The sequence below is a fragment of the Actinomadura sp. J1-007 genome (assembly GCF_009793335.1).
Lineage (GTDB): Bacteria > Actinomycetota > Actinomycetes > Streptosporangiales > Streptosporangiaceae > Spirillospora > Spirillospora yumaensis.
Window position 1 is genome coordinate 6,436,842 of record NZ_WING01000001.1, and the last position, 15,052, is coordinate 6,451,893.

The 15,052-nt window shown below is 74.2% G+C and carries 14 protein-coding genes and 1 pseudogene; 7 read left to right on the forward strand and 8 right to left on the reverse strand.

Annotated elements, in window-relative coordinates:
• Positions 1–279 precede the first annotated feature (279 nt).
• From GEV43_RS29235 to GEV43_RS29245, 3 genes are all read right to left on the reverse strand, one after another.
• Positions 280–1,173, reverse strand: a complete 894-nt coding sequence (locus GEV43_RS29235; protein ID WP_160823433.1) for a J domain-containing protein — start codon at positions 1,171–1,173, stop codon at positions 280–282.
• Between the two features lies 1 nt (position 1,174).
• Positions 1,175–1,921, reverse strand: a complete 747-nt coding sequence (locus GEV43_RS29240; protein WP_160823434.1) for a hypothetical protein — start codon at positions 1,919–1,921, stop codon at positions 1,175–1,177.
• 185 nt (positions 1,922–2,106) lie between these two features.
• Complete coding sequence (locus GEV43_RS29245) at positions 2,107–3,195, reverse strand: Vms1/Ankzf1 family peptidyl-tRNA hydrolase (RefSeq protein WP_160823435.1); 1,089 nt, start codon at positions 3,193–3,195, stop codon at positions 2,107–2,109.
• 142 nt (positions 3,196–3,337) lie between these two features.
• Between GEV43_RS29245 and GEV43_RS29250 the strand changes: the two genes are divergently transcribed.
• Positions 3,338–5,140: an ABC-F family ATP-binding cassette domain-containing protein gene (locus GEV43_RS29250; RefSeq protein ID WP_160823436.1), complete on the forward strand. Its 1,803-nt coding sequence runs from the start codon at positions 3,338–3,340 to the stop codon at positions 5,138–5,140.
• A 51-nt stretch (positions 5,141–5,191) separates the two neighbouring features.
• Here the strand turns inward: GEV43_RS29250 and GEV43_RS29255 are convergent, their stop codons facing one another.
• On the reverse strand, positions 5,192–6,304 hold the full coding sequence (locus tag GEV43_RS29255; protein ID WP_160823437.1) for an ROK family transcriptional regulator: 1,113 nt from the start codon (positions 6,302–6,304) through the stop codon (positions 5,192–5,194).
• A 157-nt stretch (positions 6,305–6,461) separates the two neighbouring features.
• Between GEV43_RS29255 and edd the strand changes: the two genes are divergently transcribed.
• From edd to eda, 4 genes and pseudogenes are all read left to right on the forward strand, one after another.
• On the forward strand, positions 6,462–8,273 hold the full coding sequence (edd, locus tag GEV43_RS29260; protein ID WP_160823438.1) for a phosphogluconate dehydratase: 1,812 nt from the start codon (positions 6,462–6,464) through the stop codon (positions 8,271–8,273).
• A complete protein-coding gene (locus GEV43_RS51300; RefSeq protein WP_309239893.1) occupies positions 8,270–9,082 on the forward strand; it encodes a glucokinase in 813 nt (270 codons plus the stop codon). The genes edd and GEV43_RS51300 overlap by 4 nt, the downstream gene beginning before the upstream one ends.
• Positions 9,016–9,438 (forward strand): annotated as a pseudogene (locus tag GEV43_RS29270) (glucokinase); the annotation flags it as partial. The gene GEV43_RS51300 and the pseudogene GEV43_RS29270, both read left to right, overlap by 67 nt.
• Positions 9,439–9,559: 121 nt before the next feature.
• On the forward strand, positions 9,560–10,180 hold the full coding sequence (gene eda, locus GEV43_RS29275) for a bifunctional 4-hydroxy-2-oxoglutarate aldolase/2-dehydro-3-deoxy-phosphogluconate aldolase (RefSeq protein WP_160823439.1): 621 nt from the start codon (positions 9,560–9,562) through the stop codon (positions 10,178–10,180).
• A gap of 382 nt (positions 10,181–10,562) precedes the next feature.
• On the opposite strand, the gene GEV43_RS29280 is transcribed toward eda, so the two are convergent.
• The gene (locus tag GEV43_RS29280) at positions 10,563–10,913 is read right to left on the reverse strand and encodes a hypothetical protein (protein ID WP_241683084.1); all 351 of its coding nucleotides are present in this window, start codon (positions 10,911–10,913) and stop codon (positions 10,563–10,565) included.
• 254 nt (positions 10,914–11,167) lie between these two features.
• Here GEV43_RS29280 and GEV43_RS29285 point away from each other — a divergent pair, with 254 nt between their 5' ends.
• Positions 11,168–11,404, forward strand: a complete 237-nt coding sequence (locus GEV43_RS29285; RefSeq protein WP_160823440.1) for a hypothetical protein — start codon at positions 11,168–11,170, stop codon at positions 11,402–11,404.
• Positions 11,405–11,482: 78 nt separating this feature from the next.
• Positions 11,483–12,427, forward strand: a complete 945-nt coding sequence (locus GEV43_RS29290) for a LysR family transcriptional regulator (protein WP_160823441.1) — start codon at positions 11,483–11,485, stop codon at positions 12,425–12,427.
• A 13-nt stretch (positions 12,428–12,440) separates the two neighbouring features.
• Here GEV43_RS29290 and GEV43_RS29295 read toward each other — a convergent pair whose 3' ends face one another.
• The 3 genes from GEV43_RS29295 to GEV43_RS29305 are packed head-to-tail and all read right to left on the reverse strand — an operon-like array spanning position 12,441 to position 15,026.
• Entirely contained in the window at positions 12,441–13,034 is a 594-nt protein-coding gene (locus GEV43_RS29295; RefSeq protein WP_160823442.1) for an ABC transporter permease, read from the reverse strand.
• Positions 13,021–14,319, reverse strand: coding sequence for an FtsX-like permease family protein (locus GEV43_RS29300; RefSeq protein ID WP_160823443.1), 1,299 nt, complete (start codon positions 14,317–14,319; stop codon positions 13,021–13,023). The genes GEV43_RS29295 and GEV43_RS29300 overlap by 14 nt, the downstream gene beginning before the upstream one ends.
• A complete protein-coding gene (locus GEV43_RS29305) occupies positions 14,205–15,026 on the reverse strand; it encodes an ABC transporter permease (protein ID WP_160823444.1) in 822 nt (273 codons plus the stop codon). The genes GEV43_RS29300 and GEV43_RS29305 overlap by 115 nt, the downstream gene beginning before the upstream one ends.
• Between the last annotated feature and the right edge of the window lie 26 nt (positions 15,027–15,052).

The window sequence follows — 15,052 nt, forward strand, 5'->3', positions numbered from 1 at the left end:
CGTGTTCGCCGTTCCGCCGACGAACACAACCCTGGTCGCCAGAGCCGCCCAGGTCAGTGGGACCAGCCCGCCTCCCCGGGAAGGCTGGGCCCATCCCGGAGGTGGAGCTACCCCCACCTCCGGACGTCAGACGCCCATGATCGCCCACGCGGTCCTCCCCGCGCGCCCGTCCAAGGCGTCGAGCGGCGCGTCGCGGGGACGGGAAGCACGGGCGACGAGAAGCACGGGCGACGGATCCCGGCATTCAAACGCCGGAGCACTTTCCAGCAGGGGGCGGCCTCAGGAGCGGCGGAGGACGCCCGCGCCCCATCTCGTTCCTTGGCCGCTGGTGTAGCACACGACCTTGGCCTCGTCGCGCTTGCGTACTGAGATGTGCATGGTGGCGACGGCGCATTCCGGCCCGTGATTCGGAAAGTCGGTGCGTACGGTCAAGGTGTCGGCCTCCAGGGTCAGCGGAATCGCCTTTCCGTTGCACCGGCCGTTCCGATAACTGACCTCGCCGACCTCCTTCCCTCCGTACAGGGTCAGGTCCGCGGACTCCTCTCCCTTCTCGCCCTTCGTGCCGGCCTTCTTGACCGTGCCCGACCAGGAGCCCGCGAATTTCGCGGGCACGGCGACCTTGACTACGGGCTCGCTGAGGAGGCGGGCCGCCGGGACGCCCAATAGCGCCACCAGCGCCCAGAACGCCAGCCAGGCGACCCAGCCACGGTTCTTCCGCACGCGGCGCGGGCGCCGCCTGGGAGGCGGAGGCGGGGGCCAAACGTAGCGGGGCGGCGGTGGCGTCGGCCGCGGATGGGGCACGTACGGCGGCCGTCTGGGAGGAGGCGGGGGAGGTGGAGGCGGCGGTGGGCGGGGCGCGCGGCCGTGGGCGGCGGTCTCCCACGGGTCGTCGATCAGCGCCTCGCCGTCCGCGACGTCCGGGTCCTCGGCGGGGCCCGTTCTGAACGCGTCGTACGAGGCCCGCCGCCTGACCAGGATGTCTCTCGCGGAATTGAGCAGCCGCGTTGACTCCTCGGCCGCCGCCTTTCCCGCCGGGTCCTGGTGCTTGTCCGGATGGTGCTTTCGGATGAGTTCGCGATGGGCCCGTTTGATCTCGGCCTGCGTCGCGTCGGGCGGAACGCCGAGCAGTTCGTAGGCGTCGTTGCCAGCGAGTTCGGCGAACTCTCTGGGCACGCTACTTGCCGATCCGCTTCACCACAGAGGCTCGGTAGCACGTCAGCGCCCAGTGCGCGGTCGCGTCCGTGTGGCCTGCGGGGACGACCTTGGTCCCGGCGGCCACCGTGACGTCGCGCGGCCCCGCCAGATAGAACATGAACATGTCCAGACGGTGCTCGAAACCCTCATAGGCCCAGCTGCACCGCAGCAACTGCTGGCCTGTGAGGAATGGTGTCTGAAGCAGTTCCTGGGCACGCGGGGGCAGGTTGCCGACAACGCCGCGCGCGGCGGCGGTGAGGCCGATGTCCTTCACCGGCTCCGCGGGGCCGTTCGAAGGAGCGGAGGAACGTGGCGCGCGAGGCGCGCGAGGCGGCGGCCGATGGTCGATCTGGACGTGCCGCAGGGACGAGGGGTCGAACAGGAACGCGGAGACCGCGTACACGGGGCGGTGGTCGGTGCTGACGCGGGGTTCGGCGATGCTCAGGCCCCGGTCGCCGAACAGCACGGCGTAGCAGCGGCCGTCGCCGCTGGACTCGTCCTCTCTGGCGTACCACTCGATGACGTCGCCCGCGTGCTCGTGGAGCCGCGCCCGCGTGCGTTCACCGAGGGAGTTCCAGCACTCCTGCCGCAGCCGGGCGCCGCCCAGCCCCATCTCGCCCGCCGCATGGACGGGAGGGGACGCGGGCTGTGATCTGGCCAATCCGGCGTCGCGCCTGGTCTGCGGTGTGCCGGACCCCGAGGGGACGATCGGGTAGGACGCGTTCACGAACCGGGCCTCCTGACTACGCCCTGACATTTTGTCGATCAGCCTATGAGTATGCCCATCCGCCCGCCGCTGATCGAGGGAAAATGCACGGCGAATGGAATCGCCGACGGCCGTGAGCCGGTAAACGGCCGGGAAGCGCGACGAAATGCGCCCGTGGACGGGGCGCGGAGCCTGCGGCGCGCGGGTCAGAGGGTGAAGCGGAGGGTGGCGGCGGTACCGGTGGTGGCGGCGCCGTGGTCGAGGAGTTCGGTGAACGCCGCGTCGCCCAGGACGGCCGAGCGGAGCATGAGGGCGCTGCCCGGCGCGGTGAACGCGATGTCGGGGCGGTCGAAGACCGCGGGGCCGGCGCCGAGGAGGAGCGGGACGTCCGGGGAGGCCCACAGCCACCCGTCGGTCTCCCGGTCGGCGCCGAGCAGGAGGGTCTCGACGCGGCCCTCCGAGAGGGCGCGCAGCGTGGCGTCGGCGCCCTCCACGGCGGTGCCCTGAGGGACGCGGGCGCGCAGGTCGGCGAGGACGGCGTCGTGGGCGGCGACCATGGCATCGTCGAGCGCCCGGTCCAGGGCCTCGCGGAGCCGGTCGGACGCGTCGGCCCGCCCGCCGGGGATCACCACCACGGGCGGGTCCAGCTTGTCGAGATGGGAGCGGAGCAGGCCGATGGCGCGCTCGTCGCCCCCGACGAAGACCACCGCGGCGCCGACGTCGGCGACGGCGTTCTCGACCTCCCGGGCGGCGTGCTCGGCGTTGTCGTCCCACACGTTCTCCGCGTGGCGGTGGTAGCGGCTCTCGGCGAACCCGCCCGCGTTGACCTTCTGGATGTGCAGGGTCGTGCCGTTGAACGACCGTTCGGAGACGGGATCGTGCCCGGCGGCCTCGTAGGCGTCCACGTCGGCGCCCTCGCGGTCGATCGCGACGACGACGCAGGGGAGCTGGTGGTCCCGGTCGACCACCAGGTCCAAGGGGTCGGGGACGGGCAGCCAGGTCGCATGGTCCCGCGCCGGAGGGCGGGCCATGGTGTGGACGGCGAGGACCCGGCCGCGCGCGGCGAACAGCGCCTCCCCCTGCGGGCCCGGGACGCCGCGGACGCCGCCCGCGCGCTCTTCGAGGGCGTCCAGGGTGGCCTCGTCGGCGCCGTCCCCGGCGAGCCGTTCGCGCAGGGCCCGCCAGCGCAGCTCGATCTTCTTCTCGGCGTCCTCGGTGTCGCGGGTGGTGTCCAGGTGCACCGAGGCGATGGGGCCGGGGGCCTCGTAGAGGGGCCGCAGAAAGTTCAGGTCCATGGTCTCCGGGACGCGCCGCGCCCGTTCACCTCCGCTGGGAGTCTTTGACGCCCCGGGGAGGGTTCATCCGCCCGAATCTGTAATGTGAAGCGCTTTTGCCCGAGTCTTGCCCTCGGCGCGGCGGCGCTACCGTTTGGTCTCTATGACTGCCACTCTCGTCGCCAAGGATCTCGCCGCGGGACACGGGGACCGCGCGCTGTTCTCCGGGCTCGACCTCGTCGTCGCGCCCGGTGACGTCATCGGCCTGGTCGGGCCGAACGGGGCGGGGAAGTCCACCCTGCTCAGGATGCTCGCCGGGCACGTCGCGCCGGAGGAGGGCTCGGTCCGGCTCAGCCCGCCGTCGGCGTCGGTGGGGCACCTCCCGCAGGAGCCGGAACGGCGGCCGGGGGAGACGGTCGCGGGCTTCCTGGCGCGCCGTACGGGCGTCGCGCAGGCGCAGAGGGACCTGGACGCGGCGACGGAGGGGCTGGTCGAGGGGCGCGAGGGCGCCGACGACGCGTACGCGGCGGCGCTGGAGCGCTGGCTCGCCCTCGGCGGCGCGGACCTGGACGACCGGGCCGGCGAGGTCGCGGCCGAGCTCGGCCTCGATGTCGACCTCGGGCAGCCGATGACGGCGCTGTCGGGCGGGCAGGCGGCGCGGGCCGGGCTGGCGTCGCTGCTGCTGAGCCGCTACGACGTGTTCCTGCTGGACGAGCCCACCAACGACCTGGACCTCGACGGGCTGGACCGGCTGGAGCGGTTCGTGACCGGGCTGCGCGCCGGGACGGTGGTGGTGAGCCACGACCGCGAGTTCCTCAGCGGCACGGTCACCCGGGTCCTCGAACTCGACCTCGCGCAGCGGCAGGTCAACGAGTACGGCGGCGGGTACGACGCGTACCTGGCCGAACGGGAGGTCGCGAAGCGGCACGCGCGGGCCGAGTACGAGGAGTACGCCGGGAAGCTCTCGGCCCTCCAGGAGCGGGGCCGCACGCAGCGCGCCTGGATGGACAAGGGCGTCCGGAACGCCCGCCGCAAGGCGACCGACAACGACAAGATCGGCCGCAAGTTCCGCTCGGAGGCCAGCGAGAAGCAGGCGGCCAAGGCGCGGCAGACCGAGCGCGCGATCGAGCGGCTGGAGGTGGTGGAGGAGCCGCGCAAGGAGTGGGAGCTGCGGATGGAGATCGCCGCCGCGCCGCGTTCGGGCGCGGTCGTGGCGACCCTGCGCGGCGCGGTCGTGCGGCGCGGCGCGTTCACCCTCGGGCCGGTGGACCTGGAGATCGGCTGGGCCGAACGGGTCGCGATCACCGGGGCGAACGGCGCGGGCAAGACCACCCTGCTCGGCGCGCTGCTCGGCCGGATCGAGCCGGACGAGGGGCACGCGGCGCTCGGGCCCGGCGTGGTGGTCGGCGAGGTCGACCAGGCGCGGGGCCTGTTCCTCGGCGGCGAACCCCTCCTGGACGCGTTCGGCGCGGCGGCCACCGGCCTCCTGCCCGCCGACGCGCGCACCCTGCTCGCCAAGTTCGGCCTGCGCGCCGACCACGTGCTGCGCCCCGCCGCGACGCTGTCGCCGGGCGAGCGGACCCGCGCGGCCCTCGCGCTGCTCCAGGCCGAGGGCGTCAACCTGCTCGTCCTGGACGAGCCGACCAACCACCTCGACCTTCCGGCGATCGAGCAGCTCGAAGCGGCGCTCGACGCGTACGCCGGCACCCTCCTCCTGGTGACGCACGACCGGCGGATGCTCCAGGCCGTCCACACCACCCGCCGCCTCCAGGTCACCGACGGCCGCGTCCGAGACACCTCGACCCTCCCTAACCCCGGGCCCGAGGCCCGGCCGCCCCTCCCCGCGCCGCGTTGGCCAGGTGCCGCCGCTCGTGCCGGGTTGGCCGGGTGCCGCCGGCCGCGCCGCGCTGACCGCACGCCGCCGCTCGCCCGCGTTGGCCGCTTGGCTCGGCCTGCGCGCCCCTGACCGCGCGCCGCGTATCGCCTCGCCGGTCGCGCGCTGGGGGCCCGGGTCCGGTCAGGGGGCGTCGACGGCTTCTGGGGTCAGGATGTGGTCGAGGACCATTGCGGCGCAGCCGAGGAGGCCGGCGGTCTCGCCGAGGCGGCTCGGCTCGATGCGCAGGCGGCGGGTGGCGAGGGCCGTCGCGCGGCGGTAGACGATCTCGCGGACGCCGGCGATGAGCGGGTCGTAGGCGGCGGTGAGGTCGCCGCCGAGGACGACCGTCGCGGGGTTGAGGATGTTGACGGCCGTGGCGATCACCTCGCCGATGTGCCGGCCGGCGTCACGGACGAGGGCGACCGCGTCCGGGTCGCCCGCCTCGGCGAGGGCGGCGAGGCCGGGCAGGTCGGCGGCGGGGGAGCGGGCCAGCAGGGCGGCGCCCCCGGCGATGGCCTCGACGCAGCCGATGTTGCCGCAGCGGCACAGCGTGCCGTTCCCCGCCTGGACGGGCACGTGCCCGATCTCGCCCGCCGCGCCGAGCGCGCCGCGCTGGATCCGGCCGCCCGCGATGAGTCCCGCGCCGATGCCCGTGGACAGCTTCACGAACAGCAGGTCGTCGACGCCGGGGTGGGCGCGGTGCTCGCCGATCGCCGCCGCGTTCACCTCGTTGTCGAGGAACGCCGGGACGCCGAAGCGGTCCATGATCGGCGGACGGATCGCGACGCCGTCCCAGACGGGCGGCTCGTGCTCGATCGCGTCCGGGACGCCGAGCCCGACCCCGCGGACGGCGGACGGGGCCAGGGGCGTCGTCGCCAGCAGCGCCGACCACGCGTCGAGCAGGGCGGGCAGGGGCGGCGCGGGGGTCACGTCGGTCCGCGCGACGATCGCGCCGGCGAGGTCGCAGACGGCGATCTGCCCGCGGGACTGGCCGAGGTTGGCGACCAGGACCGCGCCGCCCGCCGCGTTGAACGCGAGCCGGGCCGGGGGGCGGCCGCCGGTGGACGGCCCGTCGGCGCGTTCCACCACGAGGCCGCGCGCGATCAGGTCGGCGACGCGGGACGCGACGGCGGGGCGCGACAGGCCCGTGACGCGGCCGAGGTCGGTGCGCGTGGCGATGCCGTCCTCGCGGATGAGCCGGAGCACGTCGCCGCTGGTGGAGGGGCGGGTGCTGGGCGGTCTGCGGGTCGGCATCCGGCCAGTGAAGCACGGGCCGTTCGGTACGTCGAGTTGGTGTAAACCACTGACTTTTGTCATCCGGAGTTCATAAGTGAGGTTGCTTGAGTTGCATATGTCCCGATAGTTTGCGATCGCGTCCCCGTGTCCGTCCGAGCGTCCCCGGAGTGTGCCGATGGCTGTGCATCCTGTCGTTGCCCAGGTGACCGAGCGCGTCGCCGAACGGAGCGGGGAGCGGCGCGCCGCGTACCTGCGCCGGACCGCCGACGCCCGCACGGTGGGCCCGGCGCGCGGCGGGCTCGGCTGCGCCAACCTCGCGCACGGCTTCGCGGCCTGCGGCCCCGCCGACAAGCTCCAGCTCACCGGCACCGCCACGCCGAACATCGCGATCGTCTCGGCGTACAACGACATGCTCTCCGCCCACCAGCCGCTCAAGGACTACCCCGACCGGCTGAAGGCCGCGATCGCGGCGGCGGGCGGCACCGCGCAGTTCGCCGGCGGCGTGCCCGCCATGTGCGACGGCATCACGCAGGGCCGCGCCGGGATGGAGCTGTCGCTGTTCAGCCGGGACGTGGTGGCGATGGCGACCGCGGTCGCGCTGTCGCACGACATGTTCGACGGGGCGCTGCTGCTGGGCGTCTGCGACAAGATCGTTCCGGGGCTGGTGATCGGCGCGCTGTCGTTCGGGCACCTGCCCGCGATCCTGGTCCCGGCCGGGCCGATGGCCTCCGGCCTGCCGAACGCCGAGAAGGCCAAGGTCCGCAAGCGGTACGCGACGGGCGAGATCGGCCGCGACGAGCTGCTGGCCGCCGAGTCCGCCTCGTACCACTCGCCCGGCACCTGCACCTTCTACGGCACGGCCAACTCCAACCAGCTCCTCATGGAGGTCATGGGCCTGCACCTGCCGGGCGCCAGCTTCGTCCCGCCCGGCACCGCGCTGCGCGACGCCCTCACCGACGAGGCCGGACGCCGCGTCCTGCGCCTGACCGGCCTCGGCGACGCCTATACCCCGATCGGGGAGGTGCTGGACGAGCGGGCGTTCGTCAACGGCGTCGTCGCGCTGCTCGCCACCGGCGGGTCCACCAACCACACCCTGCACCTGGTCGCGATGGCGGCGGCGGCCGGGCTGGAGCTGACCTGGGACGACTTCGACGAGCTGTCGAAGGTCACGCCGCTGCTGACCCGCCTGTACCCGAACGGCACCGCCGACGTGAACCACTTCCACGCCGCCGGCGGCACCGCGTTCCTCATCGGCGAGCTGATCGACGCGGGCCTGCTGCACGAGGACGCCCGCACCGTCGGCGGCGCGTCCCTCGCCGACTACCGGACGAGCCCGGCCCTCGCGGACGGCGGCGTCGAGTGGCGCCCGGCCGAGCCCGAGACCGGCGACGCCGCGGTGCTGCGGCCGGTGGCCGACCCGTTCGACACCCACGGCGGCCTGCACACCGTCCGCGGCAACCTCGGGCGCGCGGTCGTGAAGGTGTCGGCCGTCCGCCCCGAGCACCGGACGATCGAGGCGCCCGCCCGCGTGTTCGAGTCGCAGGAGGCGCTCCAGGAGGCGTTCTCCGCCGGGGAACTCGACCGGGACGTGGTCGCGGTCGTCCGCCACCAGGGCCCGCGCGCCAACGGGATGCCCGAGCTGCACCGCCTGACCCCGCCGCTCTCCGTCCTCCAGGACCGCGGCCACCGGGTCGCGCTCGTCACCGACGGCCGCATGTCCGGCGCGTCCGGGGCCGTCCCCGCCGCCATCCACGTCTCCCCGGAGGCCGCGGCGGGAGGCCCGCTGGCGCGCGTCCGCGACGGCGACGTGATCCGGCTGGACGCCGACAAGGGCCTGCTCGAAGTGCTGCTCCCCGACGAGGAGTTCGCCGCCCGCCCGCCCGCCGAGGGCCCGTCCGGCCCCACCGCGGGCACGGGCCGGGAACTGTTCGGCGCGTTCCGCCAGGCCGTGGCCCCGGCCGAACGGGGCGCGGGGGTGTTCTCGTGACCTGGCTCGTCGCCGACGTCGGCGGCACCAACGCCCGCTTCGCCCTGATCGCCGGCCCCGGCGCCGCCCCCGAACGCATCGGCACCCTCCGCACCCGCGACTACCCCGGCCTGGCCGAGGCCGCCGCCGCCTACCTCGAACGGCACGCACCCGACGTCCGCCTGGACGCCGCGTGCCTGGCCGTGGCCGGCCCCGTCGCGAACGGCCGCTTCCGCCTGACCAACGCCGACTGGCCCCCCGGCACGGCCGACCAGGTCCGCGCCCACCTCGGCCTGCCGTACGTCGAGATCCTCAACGACTTCGAGGGCCTGGCCCTGGCCCTCCCCCACCTGACCGAAGACGACGTCGTCCGCATCGGCCCCCCTCCCTCCTCCACCCCCCAGGCCACGTCGGCCTCCGGCCCACTCGCTACCACCCCGGTGGCCACCGCTCCGCTCGCCACCGGCTCGGAAACCCCCGACACATCGGCCTCCGGCCAGCGGAACCCAGGCACATCGGCCGCCACCCCGGCCGGCACCGGAACCGGCACGTGGACCTCTGACACGCGGGGCTTGCACGCACCGGCTCCCGGCTCGTCCGCCTCCGACGCATCGGTCTCCGGCGCCGGCACATCCACCCGCGACGCATCAGGGTTCGGAGGGCGGGGCTTCGGCACGCTGGCCGTGCTGGGGCCGGGGACCGGTCTCGGCGTCGGGGCCTGCTTCCCGTGCCGGGCGCGGGGCCGGGCGGCGGCGTCCGGTGGATGCCGATCGCGAGCGAGGGCGGCCAGGTGGACGTCCCGGCCGCGACCGAGCGCGAGATCGACGTGATGCGGCTGCTGCGCGCCGAACGGGGCGCGGCGACCGCCGAGTACCTGCTGTCGGGCGACGGACTCGTCCGCCTGCACCGCTACCTGTCCATGATCCACGGGATCGCGCCGGAGCCGCGGACGGCCGCCGAGGTGTGCGCGCGCCGCGACGACCCCGTGTGCGCGGAGGCCGTGGAGATGTTCTGCGCGCTGCTCGGCTCGCTCGCCGGGAACGTCGCGCTCACGCTCGGCGCGCGCGGCGGCGTCTTCCTCGGCGGCGGGATCCTCCCGCGCATCGCCGACGTCCTGCGCGCCAGCGCGTTCCGCGACCGCTTCGAGGCCAAGCCGCCCGTCGAGGAGTACCTGCGGGCGATCCCGACCGCGCTGATCGTCCACCCCAGCCCGGCGCTGACCGGGGCCGCGGCCCACCTCGCCCAGAACCTCTCAGCCAATACCGTTGGGGGAGCCGATACCGTCGAGCCCCCGCTATGGAGCACGCATGAACGCCGCCGACCTGCTCGATCTCGCCCCCGTCGTCCCCGTGGTCGTCCTGGACGACGCGGACGCGGCGGTGCCGCTGGCGCGCGCGCTCGTCGCCGGCGGCCTGCCCGTCATCGAGGTGACGCTCCGCACGCCCGCCGCCCTGGAGTCCGTCGAACGGATCGCCGCCGAGGTGCCGGACGCGGTCGTCGGCGCCGGAACGGTCGTCCGCCCCGAGGACGCCGAACGCTCTGCTGCGGCCGGGGCCCGGTTCCTCGTCAGCCCCGGCTGCACGCCCGTCCTGCGGGAGGCGATGACCGCGACGGGGCTGCCGTTCCTGCCCGGCGTGTCCAGCGCGTCGGAGGCGATGGCGCTGCTGGAGCACGGGATCACGGCGATGAAGTTCTTCCCGGCCGAGGCGGCGGGCGGCATCCCCTACCTGAAGTCGCTCGGCGGCCCCCTGCCGCAGATCCGGTTCTGCCCGACGGGCGGAATCACCCTGGAATCCGCCCCCAACTACCTGGCCCTGCCGAACGTCGGCTGCGTAGGCGGCTCCTGGCTCACCCCACCCGACGCCATCCGCACCGGCGACTGGGACCGAGTGAAAACCCTGGCCACCAAAGCCGCCACCCTCCGCTGACCCTTTCGCTGGCCCCGCCTTCCATTGACCTCGCCTTCCGCTGACCTCCGTCCTCCGTTGGCTTCGTCCTCCGTTGGCTTCGTCCTCCGCTAACGCCCGGCGGACCCATTAACGCCCCCAACGCAGCGTTCCCGCGTCGCATCCCATCCCGGCCGTTCCGCAACGTGCGCGTCCGGCCCCGGCTGTTCCGCAACGTGTGCGGGGGAGGCGCCGTGCGCGCTGCGGGGATCGGGTGTGCCGGTGGGGGTGTCCCAGTGTGCGGCGGTCATTTGCGCGCTACGCGTCACGGGCTGGGGTGTGCCGGGTGCCTTTGCGTTCGGGTGTGGAGGATCTCAGGATGGGGCCGAACGGATGGATGGGTGGATGGGTGGAGGGGCGGTGCTCAGCCGTCCTCTTGGCCGCTCTCTCCGAGCTTCTCTAGGAGTCGTCCGCGGGACGCGTCCAGGAGTTCGCCGTAGTTGCTGGCGAAGATGTGGGGGAGGGTGGTCTCCAGCGCTCCGCTGATCGCGTATAGGGGAGCCCAGACCGCTCGGTCGTCGACGAGCTGGGAAAAGTCCTTTCGGTGCATGACGCGGTCGAGCCAGTCGGACAGTACGAGAGCTTCATCCTCCGTGAGCCTGATCGTGTAAGGACGGTCTTTCCGTACGTCCATACGGCGCCCTCCTTCCGCGGTCGACGGGTTGACGGTTTCCCGGCCCCGCAGAAGGTACATCGCCGACGTGATTTCGCCCATGTGATTTTCGCTGGTGTGATTTCGCGGATGTGATTCCTCTGGCGTGGTTTCGCTGGTGTGGTTTCCTCGCTGTCGTTTCGGCTGGGCGGACGTCACCGACCCGTTGATCCCAGCGAGTCGGCCCCGTCGCCTTGCATGCTGAGCGGCTTCTTTATGACTCGACGGGGGACGAGGATCGTGCCAGCCGCCAGCCGCCAGCCGCCACTCGCCGCCCGCCAGCCGCCGCCCGTCATTCACCGCCAGGTCCGCGTGGAATGTCGGGACTTCGCGCGGGCGCGCCCCGCAGGCCCCTGCTGGAACTCTCCGGGGCGGCGGTGAGGGGTGTGGCGCAGCGCGGGCAGGACGAGGCGGAGAGGCGTTCGGTGCCGGGGGTGTACGGGACGAGGTCCATCCGCAGACGGCCGCAGGCGCAGCGGGACCAGACGACGACGCCTTCGCTGGTCGTGTGGCGGGAGAGCAGCGTGCCCGCCTGGGGCGCAACGTTCGCGTGAGTCATGGCAGCAGTCTGTGCGTCCCGGACCCTTGAAGTCCATTTCACGTTTTCGAATCCGATCGTGCAAAATGGTTGCATGATCGACCTTCGGCGGCTGCACGCGCTGCGCGCCGTCCACCAGTACGGAACGGTCACCGCGGCGGCCGAGGCGCTGCACCTGACGCCCTCGGCCGTGTCGCACCATCTGCGCGAGCTGGCCCGCGAGGTGAAGGTCCCGCTGCTCGAACCGCAGGGCCGCAACGTACGGCTGACGCCCGCCGCGCTCGTTCTGGTCGGGCACGCCGACGCGCTGCTCGCCCGCTGGGAGGAGGCGCTCGCCGACCTGGAGTCGTACCGGGCGGGGGAGGCCGGGCCGCTGCGGATGTGCGGGTTCACGACCGCGATCAGCGGGCTCGTCGCGCCCGCCGCGGGGCGGCTGCGCCGCGCCGACCCCGGCCTGGAGGTCAAGGTGCGCGAGTGCGACACCGACGTGGCCGTCGGGCTGCTGCTCGCGGGCGAGACCGACATCGCCGTCATCGAGCCGACCGCGGACGCGCCGCCGCCCGGCGACCCCCGCTTCGACCGCGAGGAACTGCTCGCCGAGGTGCTCGACCTGATGGTCCCGGCCGGGCATCCCCTCGCCCGGGGCGGTGCCGTACGGCTGGAGGACGCCGCGGCCGAACCGTGGATCGTCGTCACGCCCGACGGCTGCGACCACTGCCAGCAGGTCACGGCGTACTGCGCCGCCGCCGGCTTCGCCCCGAGGATCGAGCACGACGCGACGAGCTGGTCGGCGATCTGGGCGCTGGTCGGCAGCGGCCTCGGGGTCTCGCTCGTGCCGCGGCTGGCGGACGGGCCGGGCGACGCGGCGGTCGTCCGCGTGCCGCTCACCGGCGCGAGCGTCCCGGCCCGGCGCGTCCTGACCTGCGTTCGGCGCGGAGCCCGCGGGCATCCGCTCGTCGCGCGCGGACTCCAGGCGCTGCGCGAGGCCGTCCCCGAACGCTGCGCGCCGTCCGCCCCCGGCCCCCGCACGGCGGCCTGACGGCACGGGCCGGTCATTCGGTGGTGATCGCATGCAGCACCTCCATACGGGCCGCGCGGCGGGCGGGCCACACCGCGGCCAGGACGCCGATGAGGGCGGCGAACGCGACGTACAGCAGAAGCCGCCCGTACGGGACGGCCAGCGCGTCCATGCCCGCCTCCCCGGCCATGGCGCGCTGGAGGACGACGCCGAAGACCAGGCCGGTGCCGATGCCGAGGACCGCCCCGTACACCGAGATCACCACCGCCTCGTAGCGGATCATGCGGCGGAGCTGCGAGCGCTGCATGCCGACGGCGCGCAGCAGGCCGATCTCGCGGGTGCGCTGCACGACGGCGAGCGCGAGGGTGTTGACGATGCCGAGCGCCGCGATCAGGACCGACAGCACCAGCAGCGCCAGCACGAGCTGGAGGAACAGGTCGATGTCCTTCGCGGCCCCCGCCTTGATCTCGGCGCGGTCTTCGAGCCGGAGGTTGGGCCAGGGCGCGAGCGCCGCCTCCAGCGAACGCCGCGCCGCGCCGGCGTCCGTCCCGGGCGCGACGGTCAGCTCGATGCGGTCGAGCTGCGAGTCGGGAACGTGGCGGCGGTAGGCGACGTCATCCACGATCATCGGCGGTGCGGTCGGCGCGGTCGCCTTCCCGTCGTCGTACACGCCGACCACGCGGAACGTAGCCTTCGCACCGTCCTGGTACTCGCCCGGCACGCGGCTGCCGACCGTCCACCCGTGCGCCGACGCCACACTCCGCCCCACAAGCAACACGTCCCCGGCCCCTGCCCGCGCCCGCTCTCGCCAGGTCTCTGGCCGGGGCCGCCGTTGCCTGGGGGAATGACAGGTGGAAGTGGGCTGCGAGCTGGTTCGGAGTGCCGGTCATCGCGGGGCGGACCTCGCCGTTCAGGCGGAGGCGCGCGTCGCGGATGGGGACGGCTGTGCGGACGCCTGGGACGCGCGCCACCGCAGCCAGTGCCTCCGGGCTGACCGGCACGATGCGGCTGCGGCCGGTGATCCGGTAGTCGGCCGTGAGGCCCTTTTCGAGCTGCCGGTCCACCGACACCGACATCGACTGCGTGAGCACCGAGACGGTCGCGATGAGCGCGAGGCCGATCGTCAGCGCTGAGGCGGTCGCGGCCGTCTGGCGCGGGTCGCGCTGCGCGTTGCGGCGGCCCATCCGTCCCGCCGCGCCCCCGAACCGCGCGAACGGCCAGCCGAGCAGCCCGGCGGCGGGACGGCTGATGACGGGGCTCGCGACCGTGACGCCGACGAAGAACGCCGCCGCGCCGCCACCGGACAGCACCAGCGCGGTCTTGCCGTCGTTCAGCATCCCCGCACCCATCGCCATGAGCCCGGCCACCGCGAGGACCGCTCCCGCGACCGCACGGGCGCGCAGTGGACGGCCCGTCGCGGCGGCGTCGCGGAGGGCGGCGACCGGCGGGATCCGCGCCGCGCGCCGGGCCGGGACGTACGCGGCGGCGAGCGTGACCGGGATCCCCACGCCGTACGAGGCGAGCAGCGCCGCGCCGGGCACCACCGGCGTCCCGAACGGAAGCGCCTCGCCCGCGACCAGCGACATCAGCCGCGCCAGACCCAGCGCGAGTCCGAGTCCGGCCGCGATCCCGAGGGTCGAGCCCGCGACCGCGACCCCCGCCGCCTCGCCCAGCACCGACCGCGTGACCTGCGCGCGCGAGGCCCCGACCGCGCGCAGCAGCGCCAGCTCGCGGGTCCGCTGCGCGACCAGCATCGCGAACGTGTTGAAGATGATGAACGAGCCCACGAACACCGAGATCAGCGCGAACGCCAGCAGCATCTTCCGCATCGCCGAGATGAGGTCCTTGAGCGGTTCGGCCTGCTCGGCGGTCGCCCGCTGCCCCGTGACGGCCTCCGCGCCCGGCGGCAGCACGGACGCGACGGCGGCCCGGAGCCGTTCCTGGGAGACGCCCGGGCGGCGTGCACGTCGATGCGCGCGTAGCCGTCGGGGCGTTCCATCAGCAGCCGGTGCGCCGTCGCCGGGGTGAACGCCGTCATCGCGACCGAGCTCCCCACGCCCGACACCCCGAACCGGAAGACCCCGGCGAGCCTGAACGTCCGCGTCCCGGCCCGTGTCACCACCGTGACGCGGTCACCGATCCGGTAGCCCGACTCCTTCGCCGACCCGTCGTCGATCGCTATCTCGTCGGCTGCGGTCGGGGCCGTCCCGGACACCAGGCGCGTCCGCGACAGGTCGCGGTCCTCGTACCAGTCGACGCCCGTCTGCGGCTCCGGCCCGACGATCCTGCCGCGCCGGTCGACCACGGCGGCGAACCCGCTGACCACCCCGTGCGCCTTCGCCACGCCCTCCGCGCCCTGGACCGCCTTGAGCGCGGACGCCGGTACGGGACGCTCCGCCTCCCGCCCGCCGAACTCGTCGTCGAACGCCTTCGTCGCCCGCACGACGGTGTCGGTGCCGTGGCCGAGATCGGCGAACGCGTGGTCGAACGACCGGTCGAGCGTCGCGGTGAAGATCAGCGTCCCCGCGACGAACGCCACCCCGACCACGACCGCGCCCGCCGACAGCGCGAGCCGCGCCCGGTGCGCCGCGAGCCCCCGCAGCACCAGCCGGAACAGCACCGCGCCCCGCCCCGCGGCCGCCGCAC

Bases quoted from the DNA above. Each gene is read 5' to 3' on its own strand.
- GEV43_RS29245 (WP_160823435.1), bottom strand. From the start codon at position 3,195: ATGGACCTGAACTTTCTGCGGCCCCTCTACGAGGCCCCCGGCCCCATC.
- GEV43_RS29250 (WP_160823436.1), top strand. From the start codon at position 3,338: ATGACTGCCACTCTCGTCGCCAAGGATCTCGCCGCGGGACACGGGGAC.
- GEV43_RS29255 (WP_160823437.1), bottom strand. From the start codon at position 6,304: ATGCCGACCCGCAGACCGCCCAGCACCCGCCCCTCCACCAGCGGCGAC.
- edd (WP_160823438.1), top strand. From the start codon at position 6,462: ATGGCTGTGCATCCTGTCGTTGCCCAGGTGACCGAGCGCGTCGCCGAA.
- eda (WP_160823439.1), top strand. From the start codon at position 9,560: ATGAACGCCGCCGACCTGCTCGATCTCGCCCCCGTCGTCCCCGTGGTC.
- GEV43_RS29280 (WP_241683084.1), bottom strand. From the start codon at position 10,913: ATGGGCGAAATCACGTCGGCGATGTACCTTCTGCGGGGCCGGGAAACC.
- GEV43_RS29285 (WP_160823440.1), top strand. From the start codon at position 11,168: ATGTCGGGACTTCGCGCGGGCGCGCCCCGCAGGCCCCTGCTGGAACTC.
- GEV43_RS29290 (WP_160823441.1), top strand. From the start codon at position 11,483: ATGATCGACCTTCGGCGGCTGCACGCGCTGCGCGCCGTCCACCAGTAC.
- GEV43_RS29295 (WP_160823442.1), bottom strand. From the start codon at position 13,034: ATGATCGTGGATGACGTCGCCTACCGCCGCCACGTTCCCGACTCGCAG.